The organism is Paracoccus shandongensis (assembly GCF_017315735.1).
Lineage (GTDB): Bacteria > Pseudomonadota > Alphaproteobacteria > Rhodobacterales > Rhodobacteraceae > Paracoccus > Paracoccus shandongensis.
Genome location: NZ_JAFLRK010000015.1, coordinates 14,023 through 34,537, shown reverse-complemented (window position 1 = coordinate 34,537; position 20,515 = coordinate 14,023). Strand labels below are relative to the sequence as shown.

The following is a 20,515-nucleotide window of genomic DNA, read 5'->3' as shown; positions in this document are numbered from 1 at the left end:
GATGGTTGACATCGCCACCCGCGTTTATAACCACAAATGGAAGATCGACCCGATCGTGCGGTCGCTGATCGACACGGACTTCTACAAGCTGTTGATGTGCCAGTCGATCTTCCGCAACCGGCCCGACACCATCGTCCGCTTCAGCCTGATCAACCGCACCAGATCCATCCGCCTGGCCGACCTGATCGACGAGGGCGAGCTGCGCGAACAGCTGGACCATGTGCGCGGGTTGCGGCTGACGCGCGGCGAATCCACCTGGCTGCGCGGCAACACCTTCTACGGCAAGCGCCAGATGTTCCGCCCCGACTTCATGGAGTTCCTGGAAAACCTGCGCCTGCCCCCCTATCAGCTGGAAAAGCGCGACGGCCAGTACGAGCTGACCTTCGAGGGCAAATGGCCCGAGGTGATGCTGTGGGAAATTCCCGCCCTGGCGATCCTGATGGAACTGCGGTCCCGCGCCGTGCTGGAAACCCTGGGCCGGTTTGAATTGCAGGTGCTTTACGCCCGCGCCATGACGCGGCTTTGGGAAAAGATCGAAACCCTGCGCGGCCTGCCCGACCTGCGCATCGCCGATTTCGGCACCCGCCGCCGCCACAGCTTCCTGTGGCAGGACTGGGCCGTGCAGGCCATGATCGAGGGCTTGGGCGAGCGTTTCACCGGCACCTCGAACTGCCTGATCGCCATGCGCCGCGACATCGAGGCCATCGGCACCAATGCCCATGAACTGCCCATGGTCTATGCCGCGCTTGCCGACACCGACGAGGAGTTGCGCCGCGCCCCCTATGAGGTTCTGGCCGACTGGCACGAGGAACATGACGGCAACCTGCGCATGATCCTGCCCGACACCTACGGGACCGAGGGTTTCCTGGCGGGCGCGCCCGACTGGCTGGCGGGCTGGACCGGCATCCGCATCGACAGCGGCGACCCCGCCCAAGGGGCCGAAACCGCGATCCGCTGGTGGCGGGATCGGGGCGAGGATCCGCGCAAGAAGCTGGTGATCTTCTCGGACGGGCTGGATGTCGCCAAGATTGTCGAACTGCACCACCAGTTTCATGGCCGCGTCAAGGTCAGCTTCGGCTGGGGCACGCTTCTGACCAACGATTTCCGGGGGCTGGTCTCGGGGGACGGGCTGGCGCCCTTCAGCCTGGTCTGCAAGGCGGTCTCGGCCAATGGCCGTCCCACCGTCAAGCTGTCGGACAACCCCGCCAAGGCCACCGGCCCGGCCGAGGAGATCGCGCGCTATCGCCGCGTCTTCGGGGCGGGTCAGCAACCGCGGCTGGAGGTGGTGGTCTAGACACCCGCCAGCCACAGCATCGCCAGGCAGCACAACCCGCCCAGAAGCGCCGTGACCGGAACCGTGACCACCCAGGCGGCGGTGATGGTCGCCACATGGCTGCGGCGGATCAGCTGGCGGCGGCGGCGTTCCTCGACCGGCAGGGCGGCCCGCTGGCGGTCGGCGCGGCGGTCCAGCCATTCGCGTACGAAGCCCACGCCGAAGACGCCCCCCACCGCCACATGGGTCGATGACACCGGCAATCCCCAGGCAGAGGCGGCCAGCACGATCATCGCGGTGGCCAGGGTGATGCAGAAGGCGCGGGCGGGGTTCAGGCGGGTGATCCCCTCGCCCACCATGCCGACCAGGCGGCGGCCGAACAGCACCGCGCCAAGCGCGATGGCCGTGCCCGCCACCGCCAGCAGCAGCAGCGGCACGGGCAGCGGACCGTGGTGGTCGGGGGTCAGGATCACCAGCAGCGGCCCCGCGACATTGCCCGCATCGCCCGCGCCATGGGCGAATGCCATCATCACGGCGGCAAACAGCAGGGGCTGGCGCAACAGGCGCTTCATCCCCGGCTTGTCGTCCCCGGTCTCGGCCAGCAGCCGGCTGACGCGGCAGCGCATCAGCCCTGCCACGGCCAGCCCCGCGACCGCGCCGGGCAGCAGGGCAAGGGGCAGGCGCAGCGACAGCGCGGGCAGCAGGGCCGCGATATAGGCGACAAACAGCCCGGCCATGGCCCCTATCAGCGGCGGCAGCCAGGCGCGGGCGGCTTGGCCGCGATCCGCCGCCTCGGCCACCCTGAGCCGCAGCAGCGCCAGCAGCCCACCGGCCAGGACGGCCGCCGCCAGGGGCGTCAGCATCCAGGCCAGGGCCATGGCGGCGATGCCCCCCCAGGACACGGCCGCCGACCCCGCCGCCGCCAGCCCCGCACCGGCAATCGCCCCCACGATGGAATGCGAGGTCGAGACCGGCAGGTTCGCCCCCGTGGCGATCGTGATCCAGCCCGCCGCCGCGACCAGCGCGGCCAGCATGACGATCTGCCCCGCCGCCCCGGTCAGGACGGCGATGTCCACGATCCCCTCGGCCAGGCGATGGGTGACGGCATGGCCCGCCACGGCCGCGCCCGCGATTTCCGCCAGCCCCACCAGCGCAAGCCCGGGCCCGATGGCGATGGCCCCTGCGCCCACCGCAGGGCCCAACGCGTTCGCGATGTCGTTCGCCCCGATGGACAGGCCCAGCCAGCCCGCCACGATGAAGCCCGCGCTGACCGCGATCAGGCCGGGCTGCTGGCCGGTGACGCCCAGGGCCAGGAAGATCAGCGACACCGCCAGCAGGATGCCCGCGCCCAGCCGCAACACGGGGCGGACGGCATGGAACTGCGCGGATTCGACAATGGTGATCCGCCCCAGATCCTTGTCGAGTGTGCGATAGTCGCGGTCGGGACGGGTCATGCCCGCATGTCAGCCGGACGCCTTCGGCAATGCAAGCAGGATCTTCTTCAAGCCGGGCTCAACCACCAGTTGCGCCGCCTCCTGCGGCGAAAACCAGCGCCGCTTGCGCTGCCCGGCCTCGGGGAAGTCGGGGCGGATCTGGCCCGCATCCATCAGGAAGACGCGCACCTCGACCGGGACGGACCAGCCCCGGTCCTGTTCCTTGTCATAGCGGTAACGGCCGATCTCGGCCTCGTGGACATGGCCCTCAACGCCCGCCTCCTCCCAGGCCTCGGTGGCGGCGGCGCCGGGCAGGGTCTTGCCCTCCATCGGCCAGCCCTTGGGGATGACCCAGCGTCCCGTGCCCCGGCTGGTGATCAGCAGCACATCGCCGTTTTGCGGGCGGCGGCAGATCGCGCCGACCTGCATGGCGGCGGGGCGCCAGCCCAGCAGCAGGCGCAGCGACTGGCCCCAGGGCTTCATTCGCCATCCTCCACCCGGCCGCGCAGGGCCTTGACCTCGCCCCGGGTGGCCTTGGCCTTGAGGCGGCGCTGCTGGCTGCCCCAGGTGGGCTTGGTCGCGACCCGGCGCTTGACGGGTTCGGCGGCGCGGTTGATCAGGTCGGCCAACCGTTCGCGGGCGATTTCCCGGTTGCGGGCCTGGCTGCGGGTTTCCTGCGACAGGATCACCACCGCGCCGTCGCGCGTCCAGCGCCGCCCCGCCAGCCGTTCCAGGCGGCGCTTGACGGCGTCAGGCAGGTTCGGGGACCGCGCGGCTTCGAACCGCAGTTCGACCGCGGTTTCGACCTTGTTGACGTTCTGCCCGCCCGGCCCTTGGGATCTGGTGAACTGTTCGGTCAGCTCCCACTCCTCGATCGCGATGGTGTTGTTGATATGCAGCATGGCCGCGGACTATGGCACGAAAAGACGCCGCGAACAGCGCCGATGAGTCATAGAACGGAATGGTCAAGAAAAGGTTTCCGTCCGCGTCAGCCCGATGCCGTCGCTTTCCGGCCAATGGGCATGGGGCAGGACCGCGCCTTCCTGGCGGCTTCGGGCCACGCGGGACAGATCGACATCCGCGAAAACCCAGCCGGGCCGGTCCATGGGGCCTTCGGCGATGATCCCGGTTTCCGGCCAGAACCCGTCGGGCGGGCCATAGACCGCCGCCCGGCCCCGGTTTTCGTCCAGCGCGGGCATCCAGTCGCAGGCCCCGACCGTGGGGGCCTGCACCACGACGCACTGGCTTTCCAGCGCGCGCGCCATCGCGCCGATGCGCACGCGGTTGAAGCCCGCCACCGTATCCGTGCAGCTTGGCACCAGCAGCAATTCCACCCCCGCCTGGGCCAGCACGCGTCCCAGCAGGGGAAATTCGCTGTCATAGCAGATCAGGACGCCGATCCGGCCCAGGCTTGTGTCGAAGACCCGCAGACCGGGGTTGCCGGTCACGTCCCAATCCTCGCGCTCGAACCGGGTCATGATCTGCTTGTCCTGATGGCCGATGATGCCGTCCGGGCCATAGAGGAGCGCGCGGTTGACCGGGCGCGGGCCGTCGAACACCGGACCCGAGGCGCCGAGGATGTGGCACCCATGCGCTGCCGCCAGCCGCCGGTGCAGCGCCTGGACCTGCGGCCAGTGCCGCGCGACCTCGTGCAGCGACGCTTCCAGATCGCCCGCCACGGCGCGCCCGCCCAGCGAGGCAAGCTCCATCGCGCCGTATTCGGGAAAGACCAGCAGGTCGGCGCCATCGGCCTCGGTCACCCAAGCGGTCAGCTTGGCCTCGTAATCGGCCATGCTGTCGAACCAGTCGATGGGATAGGCGGCGGCGGCGATCCTCACAGGGGGCGCATCCAGAATTGCAGGGGTTTTTCGGTCTCGGCAGAATCGCCCAGATCCTTCCACGAGAAATGCGCGATGACGCCCGGCAGCGGCGCGTATCCGCGCTTGCGCCAGAAATCGTCCAGCGGGCGGTAATCGGCGGGCCGGGCCGGGTGATCGGGGGGCCGGATCACGCTGCAAAAGGCGCTGAAGGTCAGGCCCAGGGCGCGGGCATGGGCTTCGCGCGCATCGAAAAAGGCGTGGCCGATGCCCTGGCCGCGATAATCGCGCAGCAGCACCGATTCGGCGCAGTAGAAGATCTGGTCCAGGGGTTCCGGCCGGTCCGCGAAGGCCGCCGCGAAATCGGCGGCGTGGTCGGCCATGGGCGCGCCGGTGGCGGCCCCCACGACCCGGCTGCCATCCATCGCCGCCACGACCACCGCACCGGGCGACTGATAGGCGCGCAGGTAATCGCGTTCGTAATCGGCATCCCCGTCATAAAGATAGGGAAAATCCCGGAACACGCGGATGCGCAGACGCGCGACATCTTCCAGCGCGGCGGCCAGCGCCTCTCCGGTCAGGACGCGCGTCGTGACACTCATTGGCTGACCTGCCGCATCCAGTCGGCCAGGTTGTAATAGGTCGTCACGCGCGCGATCTGGCCCTCGCGGATGGTGAAGAAGCTGCCTGCGGGCAGGCGATAGGTCTGGCCCCTGGCCTCGGGCAGGCCCTCGTCGGTCTTCAGGTAGGTGCCGTTGACCACGAATTCCGCCGCCGCGCGGTCGCCCGATTCATTGGCGAAGATCACCATGTCAGTCAGCGTTTCCTTGTAGCTGGCGGTCATGTGCGCGTTGAAGTCCGCAAACAGCGCCTTGCCCCGGCGGATGCCGCCTTCGTTGACGTGGTGTTCCACATCGTCATGCAGCAGGGCCAGCATGTCGTCGGTGCGGCCCGCGTTGAAGGCCTCGTAATAAGCGGCGATCAGGGATTTCGTGTCCATTTTGCCCTTCCGTGCGTTTGCCATCCTGTATCGCGGCGCGTGCCCGGCGTCATGTGGTCCGAAGGGACCAATCGCTTGAACTTCCGGGCCAAGCTGCTAGCGATTGACCCAACCTCTTGCGCATAAAGGATCCGCGCCCATGACCGACCGCAGCAACCTTGGCCCCCGAGAGATCACCTGTTTCAAAGCCTATGACGTTCGGGGCGAGTTGGGCAAGAACCTGGACGCGGACGTGGCCTATCGCATCGGCCGCGCATTCGCCCAAGCCCGCGGGGCCAAGCGCGTGGTGGTGGGCCGCGACAGCCGCGAAACCTCGCCCGAGCTTGCCGCCGCGCTGATCGACGGGCTGACGGATGGCGGCGCCGACGTTCTGGACCTGGGCCTGGCCGGGACCGAGGAGGTGTATTTCCACACGGGCTTCCACGACACCGACGGCGGGATCGAGGTCACGGCGTCCCACAACCCGATCAACTACAACGGCATGAAGATCGTGGGCCGGGGGTCCGCCCCGCTGGATCCGGCGACCGAGCTGCCGCCCATCGTGGAACTGGCGACGGCGGGCCGCTTCGCGCCCGCGGCCAAGGGCATCGTCACCGACTTCAGCCATGCGCGGGCGGATTACGCGCGTGCCATGGCGGATTTCGTGGACGTCTCTGTGCTGAAGCCCATGAAGATCGTGGTGAACGCCGGGAACGGCACGGCAGGCCCGACCTTTGACGCCATCGCGGCGGAACTGGAGCGTCGCGGCGCGCCGCTGACCTTCGTGCGGATGCACCATGATGTCGATTCCAGTTTCCCCAACGGCATCCCGAACCCGCTGCTGCCGGAAAACCAGCCGGTCACGGTGGAAAAGGTCAAGGCCGAGGATGCTGACTTGGGCGTGGCCTGGGACGGCGATTTCGACCGCTGCTTCTTTTTCGACGAAAACGGCCGCTTCATTCCCGGCGAATACATCGTGGGCCTGCTGGGCGCGGCCTTCCTGGAAAAATCCCCGGGCGAGAAGATCGTCCACGACCCCCGCGTCATCATGAACACCCGCGCCATGATCGCGGAAGCGGGCGGCGAGGCGGTGGTCAGCAAGACCGGCCACGCCTTCATCAAGCGCAAGATGCGCGACGTGGGCGCGATCTATGGCGGAGAGATGTCGGCGCATCATTATTTCCGCGACTTCTATTATTGCGACAGCGGCATGATCCCCTGGCTGTTGATGGTGGAACTGCTGTCCCGGAAGGGCAAGACCCTGGCCGAACTGCTGGAGGAGCGGATGCGGCTTTATCCCTCCTCGGGCGAGACGAACTATCACATCGACGACCCCGATGCGGCCATCGCGCGGCTGATCGAGAAGTATGAGCCGCAGGCGCAGGGCCGCGACGACCTGGACGGCGTGTCGCTGGATTTCGGCAACTGGCGGTTCAACCTGCGCAAGTCGAACACGGAACCCGTGGTGCGCCTGAACCTGGAAGCCGACGGGGACGCGGGTTTGGTCAAGGAAAAGCAGGCGGAGCTGGCGGCGCTGTTGCAGGGCTGAGGTCTGACTGGCGACGGCCATCGCCGTCGCCATGTCGCGACATATCCACCCGCACCGCCGGGCCTCAAAGGCCCGGCCAGCGCCCGCCCCGCCCCCAGGCGGGCGCTTACACGCCCCCCTCGGGTCGGGCGCTGGCCTGATGTGGTCGCGGGGTTGCACCGTATCTGATGGCGCCGTCGCACGGCGGGCGGGGAAATGCTCGTCGCATTTCCTGATCCCGCCCGGTCGGCGGCATCCCAAGACCTAGGGCATCAAGTCGAACCCGAAGGTCACATAGTCGCGCAGATAGGCCGCCTGGGCGGCCTCGGCCAGTTTCGGATCGCGCAGGGCGTCCGGCACGGGGGCCGCCGCCACCTTGTCCAGACCAGCATCCGCCACCCCCGCCGCCCGGGCCAGATGGCCCAGATCCTCGGCTAGGCGGTCCTCGCGCACCAGCATGTCGGGCACGGCGAAGCGGGCGAAGCCCGACAGGACCTCAGTCTGGCTGGCCCACAGCGGATGGGTCGGCAGCGAGGTCTGGCCGTTCAGGTTGCGGCGCAGGAAAGCCAGGAAATCCGCGAAAACGGCCATGCGCCGGTCGCCCGCCAGGTCGGCCAGCCCGTCCTCGGGCGGCAGGGCCACGCGGTGCAGGCGGCGCAGCACCTCGCGCTGTTCGGGATTGCCGCGCGCCAGCAGGTGGCCGAAGGCGTCCCATGCCCGCAGCAGGGGATGGCGCAGCACGGCGAAGCTGCGATGGCCGGGGCGCGCGCGCTTCCACTGGCGCAGGGTCGATTGGGTAAAGCCGGTTTCCAACGCGCCAAGGCCTGACAGCCAGTCCCGGATCGCCCCCTCGGGGCCACCTTTCACCGGCATGAACAGCAGCCCCCGGCCCGCATCCGCCGCGACAAAGCCGGGCACGGCGGGCCCGCGCCGGGGCTCGAACACCGGCACGCGATGGATCTGGAAGGGGTCCATGTCCCGCAGGTCGTCCTGCATGGCCGCGAAATTCGCGACCTTCCGCGCCAGTTCCTGCGGGTTCTGGGGCACCTGGTCGCGGCCGGGCTCCACCCGCTCCAGGTCGGGGCGGCCCAGCCAGTGCAGCAGGCCGGTCATCACGTCCGCGTCGCGCAGGTCGTCGTAATCCAGCCAGAAGGCCGCCTGCCCCGTCACCTGCAAGCGGCTGATCACCCCGCGCCGGAATTCATCGGCCGCGGCCTGCATCTGGCGGAACTCGGCCCCGTCATAGGTGATGCGCGCGGGGATCGGGGTTTCCGACTCGTTCAGCTTCCACTGGTTCGTTTCCCAGGCCAGCCGGGTCGAGACATAGCTGTCCAGCGCGTTGCGCGTCAGGATGATCTTGGCGCAGGCCCGGTCCTGGATGATGGGTTCCAGCACGCGGGGGTCGTGGTCGTGGAAATAGCGGAACCCCGGCAGATGCCCCGGCCTGTCGGTCAGCCTGGCCAGCAGCGGCAGGGGGTCGGCCTCGCGTTCGGCGCGCGTCACCCCCAGCATCTCGTCCTTGTCGGGCCAGCCCATCATGTAGGGGTTGAAGGCCTCGCCGAAGCAGGTGACGCCCTTGACGGCGTTCAGCGTCGCCTCCAGGAGGTTCGACCCGGTGCGCATCTCGGCAAAGATCACGAAGCTGCGGAAAGCCTGGTTCATTCTGCGGCCGCCCTTTCATGGGTCAGAAGTTCGATGGGGGGCAGATCCTCGCCTGTCAGGCGTGGGCGCAGGCCCGAATTGCGCAACCGCCGCAGCATCCCGTCCAGCCCGGTCAGGTCGCGCATCGCGGGCCAGGCGGTCACGGGCGGGGAATGGGGGTCGATCTGCAGCATGAAGTCCCGCAGGATCGCCTTGGGATTCATCAGGAACTCGCCCAGGTCGTGCTGATGCAGCCGGGCGCGCACCCAGACCGAGTTCAGCACCTCCAGATGCTCAAGCTCGATCCGTTGCAGCTGCGCGAAGGCACGGCGCACGTCGTCGAAGGGCATCCCGGAATGCAGAAGCGGCAGCTTCCAGGCGCCGGTGACGACCAGCATATGGGCGTTGGGATCGGTCGCCATGAACCAGTTCAGCGCCTGGTTGTCGCGCGGGCTGAACTGGAACACCTGCATCCGGTCGGTGATGCGGATCAGCGATGTCAGGAAGCCCTGCGGGTCGCGGTCGCGCACCTGGGGATGGGACGAGATCGCCCCCGGCCCGACATGCGGACGGCCCGCGAACTCGGCCCCCTCGGGGCCCAGCAGGTGGCCGTGGACATCGCAGGCAAGGTGCCGGCGCAGCCAGTCCTCGAACCCGTGGAAGATGTCGCCCGGTCCCTGGATCACCGCATAGGGGGCCGAGGTCTTGCCGTTTTCCGCGTCCTTGCGGGGAAAGCGGCTTTGCATGTAAAGCCCCGGCCGCCCCAGCACCCGGCGGCGCACGGTCTGGTTGATGACGCGCGAAATCCGCGCGGGCTGCGGCGGATCGACCTGCGGGGGGCCGTCAGCGGGCAGCGGGAAATGCGACACCAGCCGGGATGCGCCGGGCCAGACCTTGCGGGCCACGAAGCAGCGCGATTCGGCCAGCATCGGGATATGGTCGTCGTAAAGCAGATAGGGCCGGCCCATGTGGTCGAACTTGGCCATGGTCAGCGACCAGCTTTCGATGCGGGTCGAATGGCGCCGCACCAGGGTCTGGAAATAGCTTTCGTCGGGGATCCAGACCAGGCGGAAGAAGCGGTCGAACTCGGCCCGACGCGGATCCTCCAGGATCGCGCGCAGGGTCCTGGCCGTCAGGCACCACCATTGCGACCCCAGATGCGGGGACAGCCCCCCGGGCATCCGCCGCCGGATGCCCCATCGCCGCTGCCAGGCCACGAAGCGGTCGAACAGCCAGCGGTGCTTCTTCCAGTCGAAGGGAAAGAACAGCGTGAAGCGTTCCTCGTTCAGCCCGCCCACGGTCCAGCCGACATCATGGCTGCTGACGCTTTCGATATGGTCGCGGTCGGGATCGGCCCCCAGATAGGCGACCAGGTCACGGACCGGCCGCAAGGGCAGGCAGGACCCCGAGGCGAGATAAACATGGGTCGTGTCGGGAAAGCGCGCCAGCAGCTCCGTTGCCGCGTCCTGGGTGGCGCGCACCAGGCTGAAGCGGCCCCAGGAACAGCGGTGGCGCTTGGTGAAGACGATGCGGTCGCAATCCTTCAGCGCCTCGCGCAGCCCGGCCAGGCGCGCGGCGCCCACCTTGGCATCGACATGGATCGCCACCCGCGCCCCGCCATCGGTCCAGATGCGCGCCAGCCGCGCCACCATGCCCAGATCCCCGTGGCACAGCAGCACCACGCCAAGGCGCACCGCCGCCGTCACGCCCAGTTCCCGCGAGAGATCAGGCCCAGATCCTCCAGCTGCCGCCAGCCCTCGTATTCGCGCGATTCGCTGCACCACAGCTGCACGCCGCGATGCAGGCCCGCGTGATAGGCGCGGTATTCCTGGCTGTTGCCGTAATGCTGGCGGCGGTCCAGCTCCTCGGCCGACTTGGTCGCGAAACTCGACAGGAACTTGGCGTGCAGAAGACAGCCCGAAACCTGCTCGCCCCCGTCCTCGTCATAGACCAGGTTCAGCCCGCGCGGCAGCAGCATGTGGGTGGAACTGACATAGGCGTAACGCCAGTGCCACTTGACCAGCGGGATCTTGTTCAGCGCGGGCCCGGACAGCGGATCCTGGGCAAAGAAGGCCCGCGTCCGGGGGCCGCCCTGGATCCACAGGTTGCCGTAACGGGGGTTCTTCTGGATCGTGTAGTTGGCGGGGTCGAACCAGCGGGCGACGCGGAAGGGATCCTCGCCTTCGGCGCAGATCGCATCCTCGACCGGGCCTTTGGGATACATGTCCAGAAGCATGGCCGGAAAGGACCGCCGCCCCGAGGCATCCAGCCAGCTGGTCAGCGCCGCCAGCGGACGCCGGTCGCAATGGGGATAAACCAGGAATTCGTCGGGATCGACCGTCAGGCACCAGTGCCCCCGGCCATGGCGCAACAGCAGCCAGTTGATCCAGTCCATGCCGAAGCGCGCGCCCTTGTAGCTGCCCTCGGACCACCACAGGGACACGTCGGGCTGCGCGCGCAGGTAATCCGCGCTGCCATCCGTGCTGGCATTGTCCACCATCAGGAAATGCTGCACGCCCAGGGCCCGGTAATAATCCAGGAACCAGGGCAGCCGGATGCGTTCGTCGCGCAGGGTGACAAGGCACAGGATGTCGCCCGGCGCGATCTGCCGGGTGCGGTCCGACAGGGGCCGCAGTGCCCGCCTGCGCCGGATCGCCCGCCCGATCAGGCGCTGGCGTTCCACGCGGCGGCGCAGCCGCTTCATGATCGGATGCGCGCCTAGTCCCGGCATTGCCATCCTTGCCTGTCTGAACCGCATCGTTCGTTTGCCATGATGCCTGCAATGCCAAGGCCGCCCGTATTTGGCAAGACCGCCCGAGGGCCGTCAACCTCTGGTCGCAAGCCAATCCCCCGCGCCCATCAGCCCCAGGTCCAGCAACTGCCGCCAGTCGCGATACCGGACCGAGCCCTCGTGCCACAGGACCGGGGCCTGCGTGATGGCCTGGTGATAAGGGCGATAGGGCCGGGGGTCGATGAAATGCTGACTGCGGTGCAGTTCCTCGGCCGCGCGGGCGGCGCTGTCGGGCAGGAACTTGCTGTGCAGCAGGATGCCCGACAGGCGCGGGTCGCCGGGGCCGTCATATTCGTCGTTGAGGCGCGGCGGCAGCAGGGAATGGGTCGAGTTGACGTAAACATACCGCCGGTTCCAGCGCACCAGCGGCAGCTTGTTCAGCGTGGGGCCGCGTTCGGGCGCGTCGGGAAAGAACACCCGCTCGCGCACCCCGCCCCGCAGGATGCGGTTGCGCTTGGGGGGAACGACCGCGCAGCGATAGGGGGCGGGGTCGAACCAGGGCAGTTGTTCGGTCAGCGGGGCCCCTGGCCCGGCCTCGGCCCGGTCCAGGGGGCCGCGCGGATAAAGATCCAGCATCATCGCGCCCATGGCGGGACGGCCCGCGGCCTCCAGATGGGCCACCAGATCCGGCAGCGGGCGGCGGTCCCAATCGGGATAGATCAGCAATTCATCCGCATCGGCGGTCACGCACCAATGGCCGTGGCCGTGGCGGATCAGCAGCGCCCCCAGCCAGTCCATTCCGAAGCGGGAGGCCCGGTATCCCCCCGCAGCCCGCCACAGCGACACGTCCGGCTGGCCGTGCAGGAAGGCGTCGGTGCCGTCGGTGCTGGCATTGTCCACGACCAGGAAATGCCGCACGCCCAGGCGGCGGTAATGATCCAGGAACTGAGGCAGGCGCCGCATCTCGTTGCGGACGGTGGCAAAGGCCAGGATGTCCCCGGGCCGGATCGCCGCCGTGCGGCAGGCCAGCGGCGTCAGGTCACGGGCCGCGCGGATGCAGCGCCACAGCAGCTTGCGCCGCTTCCACCGCTGGCGCCAGGCCGACCACGCCCGGCGCATCGCGGTCGGGCTTGGGCGCGTCACGCCTGATAGACGCCGTTCTGGTGCCAGCGCCAGGCATCCGCGATCATCTGCGGCATGGTGGACCGCTGCGGCTGCCAGCCCAGCTCCGCCTTGGCCCGCGTGCTGCCGCAGACGAGCTTGACCGCATCCCCGCCCCGGCGCGGACCATCGACCATCGGCACGGGCCGGTTGGTGACATGGCGGGTGGCGTCCACGACCTCTCGCACGGAAAAGCCCGATCCCGTGCCCAGGCAGAAGACACGGCTGCCCTGCCCCGCGCGCAGCCATTCCAGCCCCTTCACATGGGCATCCACCAGATCCATCACATGGACATAGTCGCGGATGCAGGTACCGTCGGGGGTGGGATAATCAGTCCCATGCACGGTCAGCGCGGCGCGCTTGCCATCCACCGCGTCCAGGATCAGCGGGATCAGATGCGTCTCGGGGCGGTGATGCTCGCCCACCTCGCCGTCAGGGTCGGCGCCCGCCACGTTGAAGTAACGGAAGATGACCGAGCGCAGCCCGTGCGAGGCGCCGAAATCAACCAGCATGTCCTCGATCGCGCGCTTGGAGGCGCCATAGGCGTTGAGCGGCGCCTGCGGCGTGTCCTCGTCCAGAACCTCGCCGTCGCGGTCGCCATAGGTCGCGCAGGTCGAACTGAAGACGAAATCCAGGCAGCCCGCATGGATGGCCGCCTCGATCAGGTTCAGCGATCCGGTGACGTTGTTGCGCCAGTATTTCCCCGGCTCGGCCATGGCCTCGCCCACCTGGCTCAGCGCCGCGAAATGCAGGACGGCCAGCGGACGATGTTCGGCAAAGGCCGCGTCCAGCGCCGCACGGTCCAGCAGGTCGGCCTGCACCAGGGGGCCGAACTTCACCGCGTCGCGCCAACCGGTCGAAAGATTGTCCAGCGTCACCGGCACATAGCCCGCCGCCGCCAATGCCTTGCAGGCGTGCGAGCCGATATAGCCCGCACCCCCGGTCACCAGAACTGTCTGCGGCATATGCTTATTCGGCCGCCCGGCGCAGGGACATGATGTCGTGCAGGTATTCGGCGAATTCTTCCTTCAGCTCGTCGCGTTCCAGGCCAAAGGCCACGGTCGCCTGCAGGAAGCCCGCCTTCGACCCGCAGTCGAAGCGCTGGCCGCGGAAGCGCAGGCCATAAACGCCGCGCCCGGCCTCGATCTCGTCGGCGATGGCGTCGGTCAGCTGGATTTCCCCGCCCGACCCGGCCTTCAGCTTGTTCAGGTTCTGCATGACGGTCGGCGCCAGGATATAGCGGCCGATCACCGCCAGGTTCGACGGCGCGGTGCCCAGCGGGGGCTTTTCGACCATGCCGCGCGCCTTGACGATGGCGCCCATGTCCTCGGCCACGTCAAGGACGCCATAGGCCGAGGCCTTCTCGGGCGACACTTCCATGGTGGCGACCATGCTGCCGCCGGTCTCGCCATAGGCCTCGATCATCTGCTGCAGGCAGGGCGGATCGCCCATGATCACGTCGTCGGTCAGCACCACCGCGAAGGGCTCGTCATCGGTCAGCAGCCGGCGCGCGCACCAGACCGCGTGGCCCAGGCCAAGCGCCTTGTGCTGGCGGATATAGGCGATGGCGCCCGATTCCATGTTGGTGCCGCGCAGGGTTTCCAGCAGGTCGGTCTTGCCCGACTTCTTGAGGCTGCTTTCCAGTTCATGCGCGTGGTCGAAGTAATCTTCCAGCGCGCCCTTGCCGCGCGAGGTGACAAAGATGAACTCGGTGATGCCCGCGGCCCGCGCCTCGTCGATGGCGTACTGGATCAGCGGCCGGTCCACCAGCGTCATGATCTCTTTCGGGATGCTTTTCGTGGCGGGAAGAAAGCGCGTGCCCAGACCAGCTACGGGGAAGATGGCCTTGGTTACCTTACGAGTCATGAATTGACACCTTTGTTCGATCCTTGCGGCAGCCATAGGCTGAACGGAGCATAACGCCAAGTCACCCGCAAATGTTTCATTCTGCAAGCCGAATCACAGCGGCGTCGGCAATTTGACGCCCAGGCAATCATGAAGACCAAAGGCGATTTTCCCCAAATGCGCCCGAATCACAAGGCGCTTCAATCCAGGCCCATGTCCTTCATCATGGCCTCCAGGCGGGGGACATCCTCGGGGTTGTTCAGTTCCCAGAACTGGCGGCCATGCGCCTCGACCTCGACGCAGAGGATCCGGCGGCCGCGTTCCAGGAACCGCAGCTGCTCCAGCCCTTCCAGGCACTCCAGCGGGCCCTCGTCCCAGGTGGCGTATTCGGCCAGGGCCGCAGGGCGATAGGCATAGACGCCGACATGGTGGAAGACCGGGCTTGGCGCGTCGGGACCGATGTCGCCCGCCGCGAAGGGGATCACTTCCTTGGAGAAATAGAGCGCCTGCCGGTCATGGCCGAAAACCGCCGTGGTCCCGCCGACGCGGCCCGCATGGCGGTCAGCGATCAGATCCGCGCGCATCCGCCCGGTGCAGCGCAACACGGGCGTCGCCACGTCCGAGGCAGGGTCGGCGCGCAGGCCCGCCACCAGATCCTCGACGAACCAGGCCGGCGTCAGGGGCGCGTCGCCCTGCAGGTTCACCACGATGTCAGGGGTGACCCCCAGGTTCGCCACGGCCTCGGCGCAGCGTTCGGTGCCGTTGCGGCAGGTGGTGGCGGTCATCACCACCTCGGCCCCGAAGGCTTCGGCATGATCGCGGATGCGGTCGTCGTCGGTGGCGACAACCACGCGGTCCACGCCCGACACGGCCAGGGCGGCGTCCCAGCTGCGCCGGATCAGGCTGCGCGGCTGGCCGGACGCGCCACGAAGATCGACCAGCGGCTTGCCCGGATAACGGGTCGAGGCATGGCGGGCGGGAATGACGATCAGCACGGACATGTCAGGCCTTCACCAGCAGCACGCCCGGGGCAAAGGCGATGAAAAAGGGGTTCTCGAAGCCCGGCTTGCCATAGGCCAGGGCCGTGTGGTCGTCAAAGCGCACGACCTCTCCGCCCGCGCCGCGCAGGACCGCGTCGCCCGCCGCCGTGTCCCATTCCATCGTCCGGCCAAGGCGGGGATAGAGATCCGCCTCTCCGGTCGCAACCAGGCAGAACTTCAGCGAGGATCCGGCGCTGGTCATGTCGCGCACGCCGTATCGGGCGATATAGTCGTCGGTCGCCGCGTCCCGGTGCGACTTCGAGGCCACCACCATCAACCCCCGGTTGTCGGGGATCGGGTTGACGCCGATGGGAATGGTCTCGCCCGGCGTGTCGCCGAAGGGGCCATGCTCCTCGACCGAGCGGCCGTCGGCGGTGGTATAGAACAGCCGCCCCTTGGCCGGGGCATAGACCACGCCGCGCAGGGGCACGCCGTCTTCGACATAGGCGATGTTGACCGTGAAATCGCCGCGCCGCTGCACGAATTCCTTGGTGCCGTCCAGCGGATCGACGATCAGGAAGGTCCGCGCGGTCTGGGCGTGGCTGGCGGCCTGCTCCTCGGTGATCAGGGGGATGTCGGGGAAAGCCGCGCGCAGTCCTTCGGCGATCAGCGCGTCGGCGGCTTCGTCCGCGGCGGTGACGGGCGATTCGTCGGACTTGGCGCGGACGGCGAAATCCTCGGCCTCGTAGATTTCCATGATGCGCGCCCCGGCCTGCAACGCCAGGCGCCGCATTTCCAGTGTCAGTCGTTCAAATTGCATCCAGTTTCCTTCCGAGACGGCCGGTTCAGCGCAACCCTGCCGATTGTGACGGGGGGCAGACCTCCTTATGATCGGGGCCGACGGCTTGGGCAAGCGCCCGCGGGCCGGAAGGCGAAAGGGAAACGCGGGCGTGTTCAACCAGCGGAAGAACGACACGATCATCGGGGCCGCGGGAACGACGCTGGGCCTGATCTATCACCAGACCGTCTACAACCTGCGCAACGACCATCGCAACGCCATCGTGGGCCTGCTGCTGACCATCATGCAGTCGCTGATCTTCGTGGCCGCCTTTATGTTGTTCTTTCTGTTCTTCAAGGTGCGCACCTCCCCGATCCGGGGCGACTTCATCCTGTACCTGCTGTCGGGCGTCTTCATGTTCATGGCCCATACCCAGGCCTCGGGCGCAGTGGCGGGCAGCCATTCGGTGTCGGGCGGGCTGGTCAAGCACGAACCGCTGAACCCGGCGATCCTGATCGCCTCGGCGGCGATGGCGGTGCTGTATCGGCAGACGGTCAGCTGCATCGCGATCCTGGGGCTGTATCATGTCGTCATCGCGCCCATCCATTTCGACTACTGGCCGGGCTCGCTGGGCATGTACCTGCTGGCCTGGTTTTCGGGGGCCTGCACGGGGCTGGTCTTTCTGGGCATCAGGCCTTGGTCGCCGCGCGGATCCAAGCTGGTGACCACGGCCTATCAGCGCATCAACATGTTCGCGTCCGGCAAGATGTTCGTGGCCAATGTGATCCCGAATGCAATGCTGCCCTGGTTCCTCTGGAACCCGCTGTTCCACATCATCGACCAGCAGCGGGGATTCGTGTTCATCAACTACACGCCCCTGAAGACCGATCCGCTTTACGCGCTGTGGTTTTCGCTGGCCGCGATGATGATCGGCCTGCTGATCAACTTCACCACCCGCAAATACGAATCGCTCAGCTGGAACGCGGCTGGCTGACAGCCTGCAAATTGCCCGCATCGGGCGCTTGCGGGGGTTGAAACCATGCCTATATACACCCCGAAGCGTCCGGGCAGCCGGACCTGGAAACGTGTTTTTGGGATCGGACCTCGGGGGCCGAAACGGACCCGAAGTCCAGTGAAATCGCCGCAAGAAGGAAACAAGCATGTCAAAAGTCATCGGCATCGACCTCGGCACCACGAACAGCTGCGTCGCGATCATGGACGGCAGCCAGCCCAAGGTCATCGAGAACAGCGAAGGTGCCCGCACCACCCCGTCCATCGTGGGCTTCACGGATGGCGAACGCCTGGTCGGCCAGCCCGCCAAGCGCCAGGCGGTCACCAACCCCACCAATACCGTCTTTGCCGTCAAGCGCCTGATCGGCCGCCGCGTCAGTGACGAGGCCGTGGAAAAGGACAAGAAGCTTGTCCCCTACAACATCGTGGACGGCGGCAACGGCGACGCCTGGGTCGAGGTGCGGGGCGAGAAGTATTCCCCCGCCCAGGTCAGCGCGATGATCCTTCAGAAGATGAAGGAAACCGCCGAATCCTATCTGGGAGAGACGGTGACGCAGGCCGTCATCACGGTGCCCGCCTATTTCAACGACGCGCAGCGCCAGGCGACCAAGGACGCGGGCAAGATCGCGGGCCTGGAAGTCCTGCGCATCATCAACGAACCGACCGCGGCCGCGCTGGCTTACGGTCTGGACAAGAAGGACAGCAAGACCATCGCGGTTTATGACCTGGGCGGCGGCACCTTCGACATCACCATCCTGGAAATCGACGACGGCCTGTTCGAGGTGAAATCGACCAACGGGGACACGTTCCTGGGCGGCGAAGACTTCGACATGCGCATCGTCAACTATCTGGCGGACGAGTTCAAAAAGGAACACGGCGTCGATCTGACCAAGGACAAGATGGCCCTTCAGCGCCTGAAGGAAGCCGCCGAGAAGGCCAAGATCGAGCTGTCGTCGTCGAGCCAGACCGAGATCAACCAGCCGTTCATCTCGATGGACAAGAACAGCGGCACGCCGCTGCACCTGGTCATCAAGCTGACCCGCGCCAAGCTGGAAAGTCTGGTTGCCGACCTGATCAAGCGCACCATGAAGCCGGTGGCCGATGCCATCAAGGACGCGGGCGTGTCCAAGTCCGACATCGACGAGGTGGTCCTGGTCGGCGGCATGACCCGGATGCCCAAGGTGATCGAGGCCGTGACCGAGTTCTTCGGCAAGGAACCCCACAAGGGTGTGAACCCCGATGAAGTCGTGGCGCTTGGCGCGGCCATCCAAGCCGGCGTGCTGCAGGGCGACGTGAAGGACGTGGTCCTGCTGGACGTGACGCCTCTGTCGCTGGGGATCGAGACGCTGGGCGGCGTCTTCACCCGCCTGATCGACCGCAACACCACGATCCCGACCAAGAAGTCGCAGATCTTCTCGACCGCGGAAGACAACCAGAACGCTGTGACGATCCGGGTGTTCCAGGGCGAGCGCGAGATGGCCGCGGACAACAAGCTGCTGGGCCAGTTCAACCTGGAGGACATCCCGCCCGCGCCGCGCGGCTTGCCGCAGATCGAGGTGACCTTCGACATCGACGCCAACGGCATCGTCTCGGTTTCGGCCAAGGACAAGGGCACCGGCAAGACCCAGAACATCACCATCCAGGCCTCGGGCGGCCTGACCGACGAGGATATCGAGCGGATGGTGAAGGACGCCGAGGCCAATGCCGAGGCCGACAAGCAGCGCCGCGAACTGGTCGAGGCCCGCAACCAGGCCGAAAGCCTGATCCATTCGACCAGGAAGTCGCTGGAGGAACATGGCGACAAGGTGGACAGCTCGACCGTCGAGGCGATCGAACTGGCCGTGGGCGCGCTGGAAGAATCGCTGAAATCGGACGACGCGGGCAAGATCCGCGGCGGCATCCAGAACGTGATGGATGCGTCGATGAAGCTGGGCGAGGCCATCTACAAGGCGCAGCAGACCACCACGGACGGCGGCGACGATGATGGCGACCAGCCGCGCAACGTCGATGACGACATCGTGGATGCCGATTTCGAGGATCTCGGCGAAGACAAGAAGCGCGGCTGATCCGGGCCGCACCCTTTCGGGGCCGGTCCGCGGGATGACGCGGGCCGGCCGTTTCGTTGGGGAACCAGACAGGACAAAAGATGGCCAAGCGTTGCTATTACGAGGTTCTGGGCGTGACGCGCGGGGCATCGGCCGAGGAGATCAAGAAGGCCTATCGCCAGAAGGCGAAGGAGCTTCATCCCGACCGCAACAAGGACAATCCCCAGGCCGAGGCGCATTTCAAGGACGTCAACGAGGCTTACGATTGCCTCAAGGATGAACAGAAGAAGGCCGCCTATGACCGCTTCGGCCATGCCGCCTTCGAAGGCGGCGGCGGTTTCGGTGGGCGCGGCGCCCATCCCGGCGATTTCGGCACCGCCTTCGCCGATGTCTTCGAGGATCTGTTCGGCGACATGATGGGCCGGCGCGGCGGGGGCGGCGGCCGGTCCCGCGCCCAACGCGGCCAGGATCTGCGCTACAACCTGCGTGTCAGCCTGGAAGAAGCCTATGCGGGCCTGAAGAAATCCATCACCGTCCCGGGATCCGTCGCCTGCGAGGAATGCGAGGGCACCGGGGCCGAGGGCGCGACCCAGCCGACCGCCTGCCCGACCTGCGCGGGCATGGGCAAGGTCCGCGCCCAGCAGGGCTTCTTCACCGTCGAGCGCACCTGTCCCACCTGCGGCGGCCAGGGCCAGATCGTCAAGAACCCCTGCAAGGCCTGCCACGGCGCGGGACGCACGGAACGCGAACGCACCCTGTCGGTGAACATCCCGGCGGGCGTCGAAACCGGCACCCGCATCCGCCTGGCCGGTGAGGGCGAGGCGGGCCTGCGCGGAGGGCCTGCGGGCGATCTCTATATCTTCATCGAGGTCCAGGAACACCCGATCTTCCTGCGCGACGGCAAGGTCCTGGCCTGCCAGGTGCCGGTCAGCATGGCCACCGCCGCCCTGGGCGGCGAGGTCGAGGTGCCCACCATCGACGGCGGCCGCGCCCGGGTGAAGGTTCCGGCGGGCAGCCAGTCGGGCCGCCAGATGCGCCTGCGCGGCAAGGGGATGCCCCCCCTGCGCCACGGCCCCGGCGCCACGGCCGAGGCGGGCGACATGCTGATCGAGCTGGTCGTCGAAACCCCCGTGAACCTGACCGCCCGGCAGCGCGAGCTGCTGCGGGAATTCGAGGCCGAGCAGGCCGACAACAGCCCGCAGTCGGACAGCTTCTTCAACAAGGTGAAAAGCTTCTGGGACGGGATGCGGGGCTGACAGGCCCCGTTAACCGTTTCTTCACCGGCCCGGGTCC

General features: G+C 67.4%; 19 protein-coding genes. 5 read left to right on the top strand and 14 right to left on the bottom strand.

Annotated elements, in window-relative coordinates; all coding sequences use genetic code 11:
• The first annotated feature begins 1 nt into the window (after position 1).
• Complete coding sequence (gene pncB / locus JX613_RS11095) at positions 2–1,294, top strand: nicotinate phosphoribosyltransferase (protein ID WP_207101526.1); 1,293 nt, start codon at positions 2–4, stop codon at positions 1,292–1,294.
• Here pncB and JX613_RS11090 read toward each other — a convergent pair.
• The 6 genes from JX613_RS11090 to JX613_RS11065 all read right to left on the bottom strand — a co-directional run bounded on the left by JX613_RS11090 (position 1,291) and on the right by JX613_RS11065 (position 5,523).
• On the bottom strand, positions 1,291–2,727 hold the full coding sequence (locus tag JX613_RS11090) for an inorganic phosphate transporter (RefSeq protein ID WP_207101525.1): 1,437 nt from the start codon (positions 2,725–2,727) through the stop codon (positions 1,291–1,293). The two genes, pncB and JX613_RS11090, sit on opposite strands and share 4 nt — an antisense overlap.
• A gap of 9 nt (positions 2,728–2,736) precedes the next feature.
• Entirely contained in the window at positions 2,737–3,189 is a 453-nt protein-coding gene (locus JX613_RS11085) for an NUDIX hydrolase (RefSeq protein WP_237168509.1), read from the bottom strand.
• Positions 3,186–3,608, bottom strand: coding sequence for an alternative ribosome rescue aminoacyl-tRNA hydrolase ArfB (gene arfB / locus JX613_RS11080; RefSeq protein WP_207101524.1), 423 nt, complete (start codon positions 3,606–3,608; stop codon positions 3,186–3,188). The genes JX613_RS11085 and arfB overlap by 4 nt, the downstream gene beginning before the upstream one ends.
• Positions 3,609–3,671: 63 nt before the next feature.
• Positions 3,672–4,544 carry a nitrilase-related carbon-nitrogen hydrolase gene (locus JX613_RS11075; RefSeq protein WP_207101523.1) on the bottom strand — a complete coding sequence of 291 codons (873 nt, stop codon included), beginning with the start codon at positions 4,542–4,544 and terminating at the stop codon, positions 3,672–3,674.
• Positions 4,541–5,125 (bottom strand): GNAT family N-acetyltransferase, encoded by a 585-nt coding sequence (locus JX613_RS11070; RefSeq protein WP_207101522.1) that lies wholly within the window; start codon positions 5,123–5,125, stop codon positions 4,541–4,543. The genes JX613_RS11075 and JX613_RS11070 overlap by 4 nt, the downstream gene beginning before the upstream one ends.
• Positions 5,122–5,523 carry a ketosteroid isomerase-related protein gene (locus tag JX613_RS11065; RefSeq protein ID WP_207101521.1) on the bottom strand — a complete coding sequence of 134 codons (402 nt, stop codon included), beginning with the start codon at positions 5,521–5,523 and terminating at the stop codon, positions 5,122–5,124. Before JX613_RS11065 ends, JX613_RS11070 begins: the two co-directional genes overlap by 4 nt.
• 139 nt (positions 5,524–5,662) lie before the next feature.
• Between JX613_RS11065 and JX613_RS11060 the strand changes: the two genes are divergently transcribed.
• Positions 5,663–7,051, top strand: coding sequence for a phosphohexomutase domain-containing protein (locus JX613_RS11060; RefSeq protein ID WP_207101520.1), 1,389 nt, complete (start codon positions 5,663–5,665; stop codon positions 7,049–7,051).
• Positions 7,052–7,294: 243 nt separating this feature from the next.
• On the opposite strand, the gene JX613_RS11055 is transcribed toward JX613_RS11060, so the two are convergent.
• From JX613_RS11055 to cysQ, 8 genes are all read right to left on the bottom strand, one after another.
• Positions 7,295–8,692: a hypothetical protein gene (locus JX613_RS11055; RefSeq protein ID WP_207101519.1), complete on the bottom strand. Its 1,398-nt coding sequence runs from the start codon at positions 8,690–8,692 to the stop codon at positions 7,295–7,297.
• Positions 8,689–10,377 (bottom strand): DUF5927 domain-containing protein, encoded by a 1,689-nt coding sequence (locus tag JX613_RS11050; RefSeq protein WP_336512297.1) that lies wholly within the window; start codon positions 10,375–10,377, stop codon positions 8,689–8,691. Before JX613_RS11050 ends, JX613_RS11055 begins: the two co-directional genes overlap by 4 nt.
• The gene (locus JX613_RS11045; RefSeq protein ID WP_207101518.1) at positions 10,374–11,402 is read right to left on the bottom strand and encodes a glycosyltransferase family 2 protein; all 1,029 of its coding nucleotides are present in this window, start codon (positions 11,400–11,402) and stop codon (positions 10,374–10,376) included. The genes JX613_RS11050 and JX613_RS11045 overlap by 4 nt, the downstream gene beginning before the upstream one ends.
• Positions 11,403–11,495: 93 nt before the next feature.
• On the bottom strand, positions 11,496–12,545 hold the full coding sequence (locus JX613_RS11040) for a glycosyltransferase family 2 protein (RefSeq protein WP_336512296.1): 1,050 nt from the start codon (positions 12,543–12,545) through the stop codon (positions 11,496–11,498).
• Positions 12,542–13,528, bottom strand: a complete 987-nt coding sequence (gene galE / locus JX613_RS11035; protein ID WP_207101517.1) for a UDP-glucose 4-epimerase GalE — start codon at positions 13,526–13,528, stop codon at positions 12,542–12,544. Before galE ends, JX613_RS11040 begins: the two co-directional genes overlap by 4 nt.
• A 4-nt stretch (positions 13,529–13,532) precedes the next feature.
• On the bottom strand, positions 13,533–14,429 hold the full coding sequence (locus tag JX613_RS11030) for a UTP--glucose-1-phosphate uridylyltransferase (RefSeq protein ID WP_207101516.1): 897 nt from the start codon (positions 14,427–14,429) through the stop codon (positions 13,533–13,535).
• A 179-nt stretch (positions 14,430–14,608) separates the two neighbouring features.
• Complete coding sequence (locus tag JX613_RS11025; RefSeq protein ID WP_207101515.1) at positions 14,609–15,409, bottom strand: 3-deoxy-manno-octulosonate cytidylyltransferase; 801 nt, start codon at positions 15,407–15,409, stop codon at positions 14,609–14,611.
• A 1-nt stretch (position 15,410) separates the two neighbouring features.
• Positions 15,411–16,208 (bottom strand): 3'(2'),5'-bisphosphate nucleotidase CysQ, encoded by a 798-nt coding sequence (gene cysQ / locus JX613_RS11020; RefSeq protein ID WP_207101514.1) that lies wholly within the window; start codon positions 16,206–16,208, stop codon positions 15,411–15,413.
• A gap of 130 nt (positions 16,209–16,338) precedes the next feature.
• On the opposite strand from cysQ, the gene JX613_RS11015 reads away from it, so the two are divergent.
• From JX613_RS11015 to dnaJ, 3 genes are all read left to right on the top strand, one after another.
• Positions 16,339–17,160, top strand: coding sequence for an ABC transporter (locus tag JX613_RS11015; protein ID WP_207101513.1), 822 nt, complete (start codon positions 16,339–16,341; stop codon positions 17,158–17,160).
• Positions 17,161–17,326: 166 nt separating this feature from the next.
• The gene (gene dnaK / locus JX613_RS11010; protein ID WP_207101512.1) at positions 17,327–19,243 is read left to right on the top strand and encodes a molecular chaperone DnaK; all 1,917 of its coding nucleotides are present in this window, start codon (positions 17,327–17,329) and stop codon (positions 19,241–19,243) included.
• 80 nt (positions 19,244–19,323) lie between these two features.
• Positions 19,324–20,478 carry a molecular chaperone DnaJ gene (gene dnaJ, locus JX613_RS11005; RefSeq protein WP_207101511.1) on the top strand — a complete coding sequence of 385 codons (1,155 nt, stop codon included), beginning with the start codon at positions 19,324–19,326 and terminating at the stop codon, positions 20,476–20,478.
• Positions 20,479–20,515 lie beyond the last annotated feature (37 nt).

Coding starts and splice junctions, on each gene's coding strand:
- pncB (WP_207101526.1), top strand. CDS start 2: ATGGTTGACATCGCCACCCGCGTTTATAACCACAAATGGAAGATCGAC.
- JX613_RS11090 (WP_207101525.1), bottom strand. CDS start 2,727: ATGACCCGTCCCGACCGCGACTATCGCACACTCGACAAGGATCTGGGG.
- JX613_RS11085 (WP_237168509.1), bottom strand. CDS start 3,189: ATGAAGCCCTGGGGCCAGTCGCTGCGCCTGCTGCTGGGCTGGCGCCCC.
- arfB (WP_207101524.1), bottom strand. CDS start 3,608: ATGCTGCATATCAACAACACCATCGCGATCGAGGAGTGGGAGCTGACC.
- JX613_RS11070 (WP_207101522.1), bottom strand. CDS start 5,125: ATGAGTGTCACGACGCGCGTCCTGACCGGAGAGGCGCTGGCCGCCGCG.
- JX613_RS11065 (WP_207101521.1), bottom strand. CDS start 5,523: ATGGACACGAAATCCCTGATCGCCGCTTATTACGAGGCCTTCAACGCG.
- JX613_RS11060 (WP_207101520.1), top strand. CDS start 5,663: ATGACCGACCGCAGCAACCTTGGCCCCCGAGAGATCACCTGTTTCAAA.
- JX613_RS11055 (WP_207101519.1), bottom strand. CDS start 8,692: ATGAACCAGGCTTTCCGCAGCTTCGTGATCTTTGCCGAGATGCGCACC.
- JX613_RS11045 (WP_207101518.1), bottom strand. CDS start 11,402: ATGCCGGGACTAGGCGCGCATCCGATCATGAAGCGGCTGCGCCGCCGC.
- galE (WP_207101517.1), bottom strand. CDS start 13,528: ATGCCGCAGACAGTTCTGGTGACCGGGGGTGCGGGCTATATCGGCTCG.
- JX613_RS11030 (WP_207101516.1), bottom strand. CDS start 14,429: ATGACTCGTAAGGTAACCAAGGCCATCTTCCCCGTAGCTGGTCTGGGC.
- JX613_RS11025 (WP_207101515.1), bottom strand. CDS start 15,409: ATGTCCGTGCTGATCGTCATTCCCGCCCGCCATGCCTCGACCCGTTAT.
- cysQ (WP_207101514.1), bottom strand. CDS start 16,208: ATGCAATTTGAACGACTGACACTGGAAATGCGGCGCCTGGCGTTGCAG.
- dnaK (WP_207101512.1), top strand. CDS start 17,327: ATGTCAAAAGTCATCGGCATCGACCTCGGCACCACGAACAGCTGCGTC.
- dnaJ (WP_207101511.1), top strand. CDS start 19,324: ATGGCCAAGCGTTGCTATTACGAGGTTCTGGGCGTGACGCGCGGGGCA.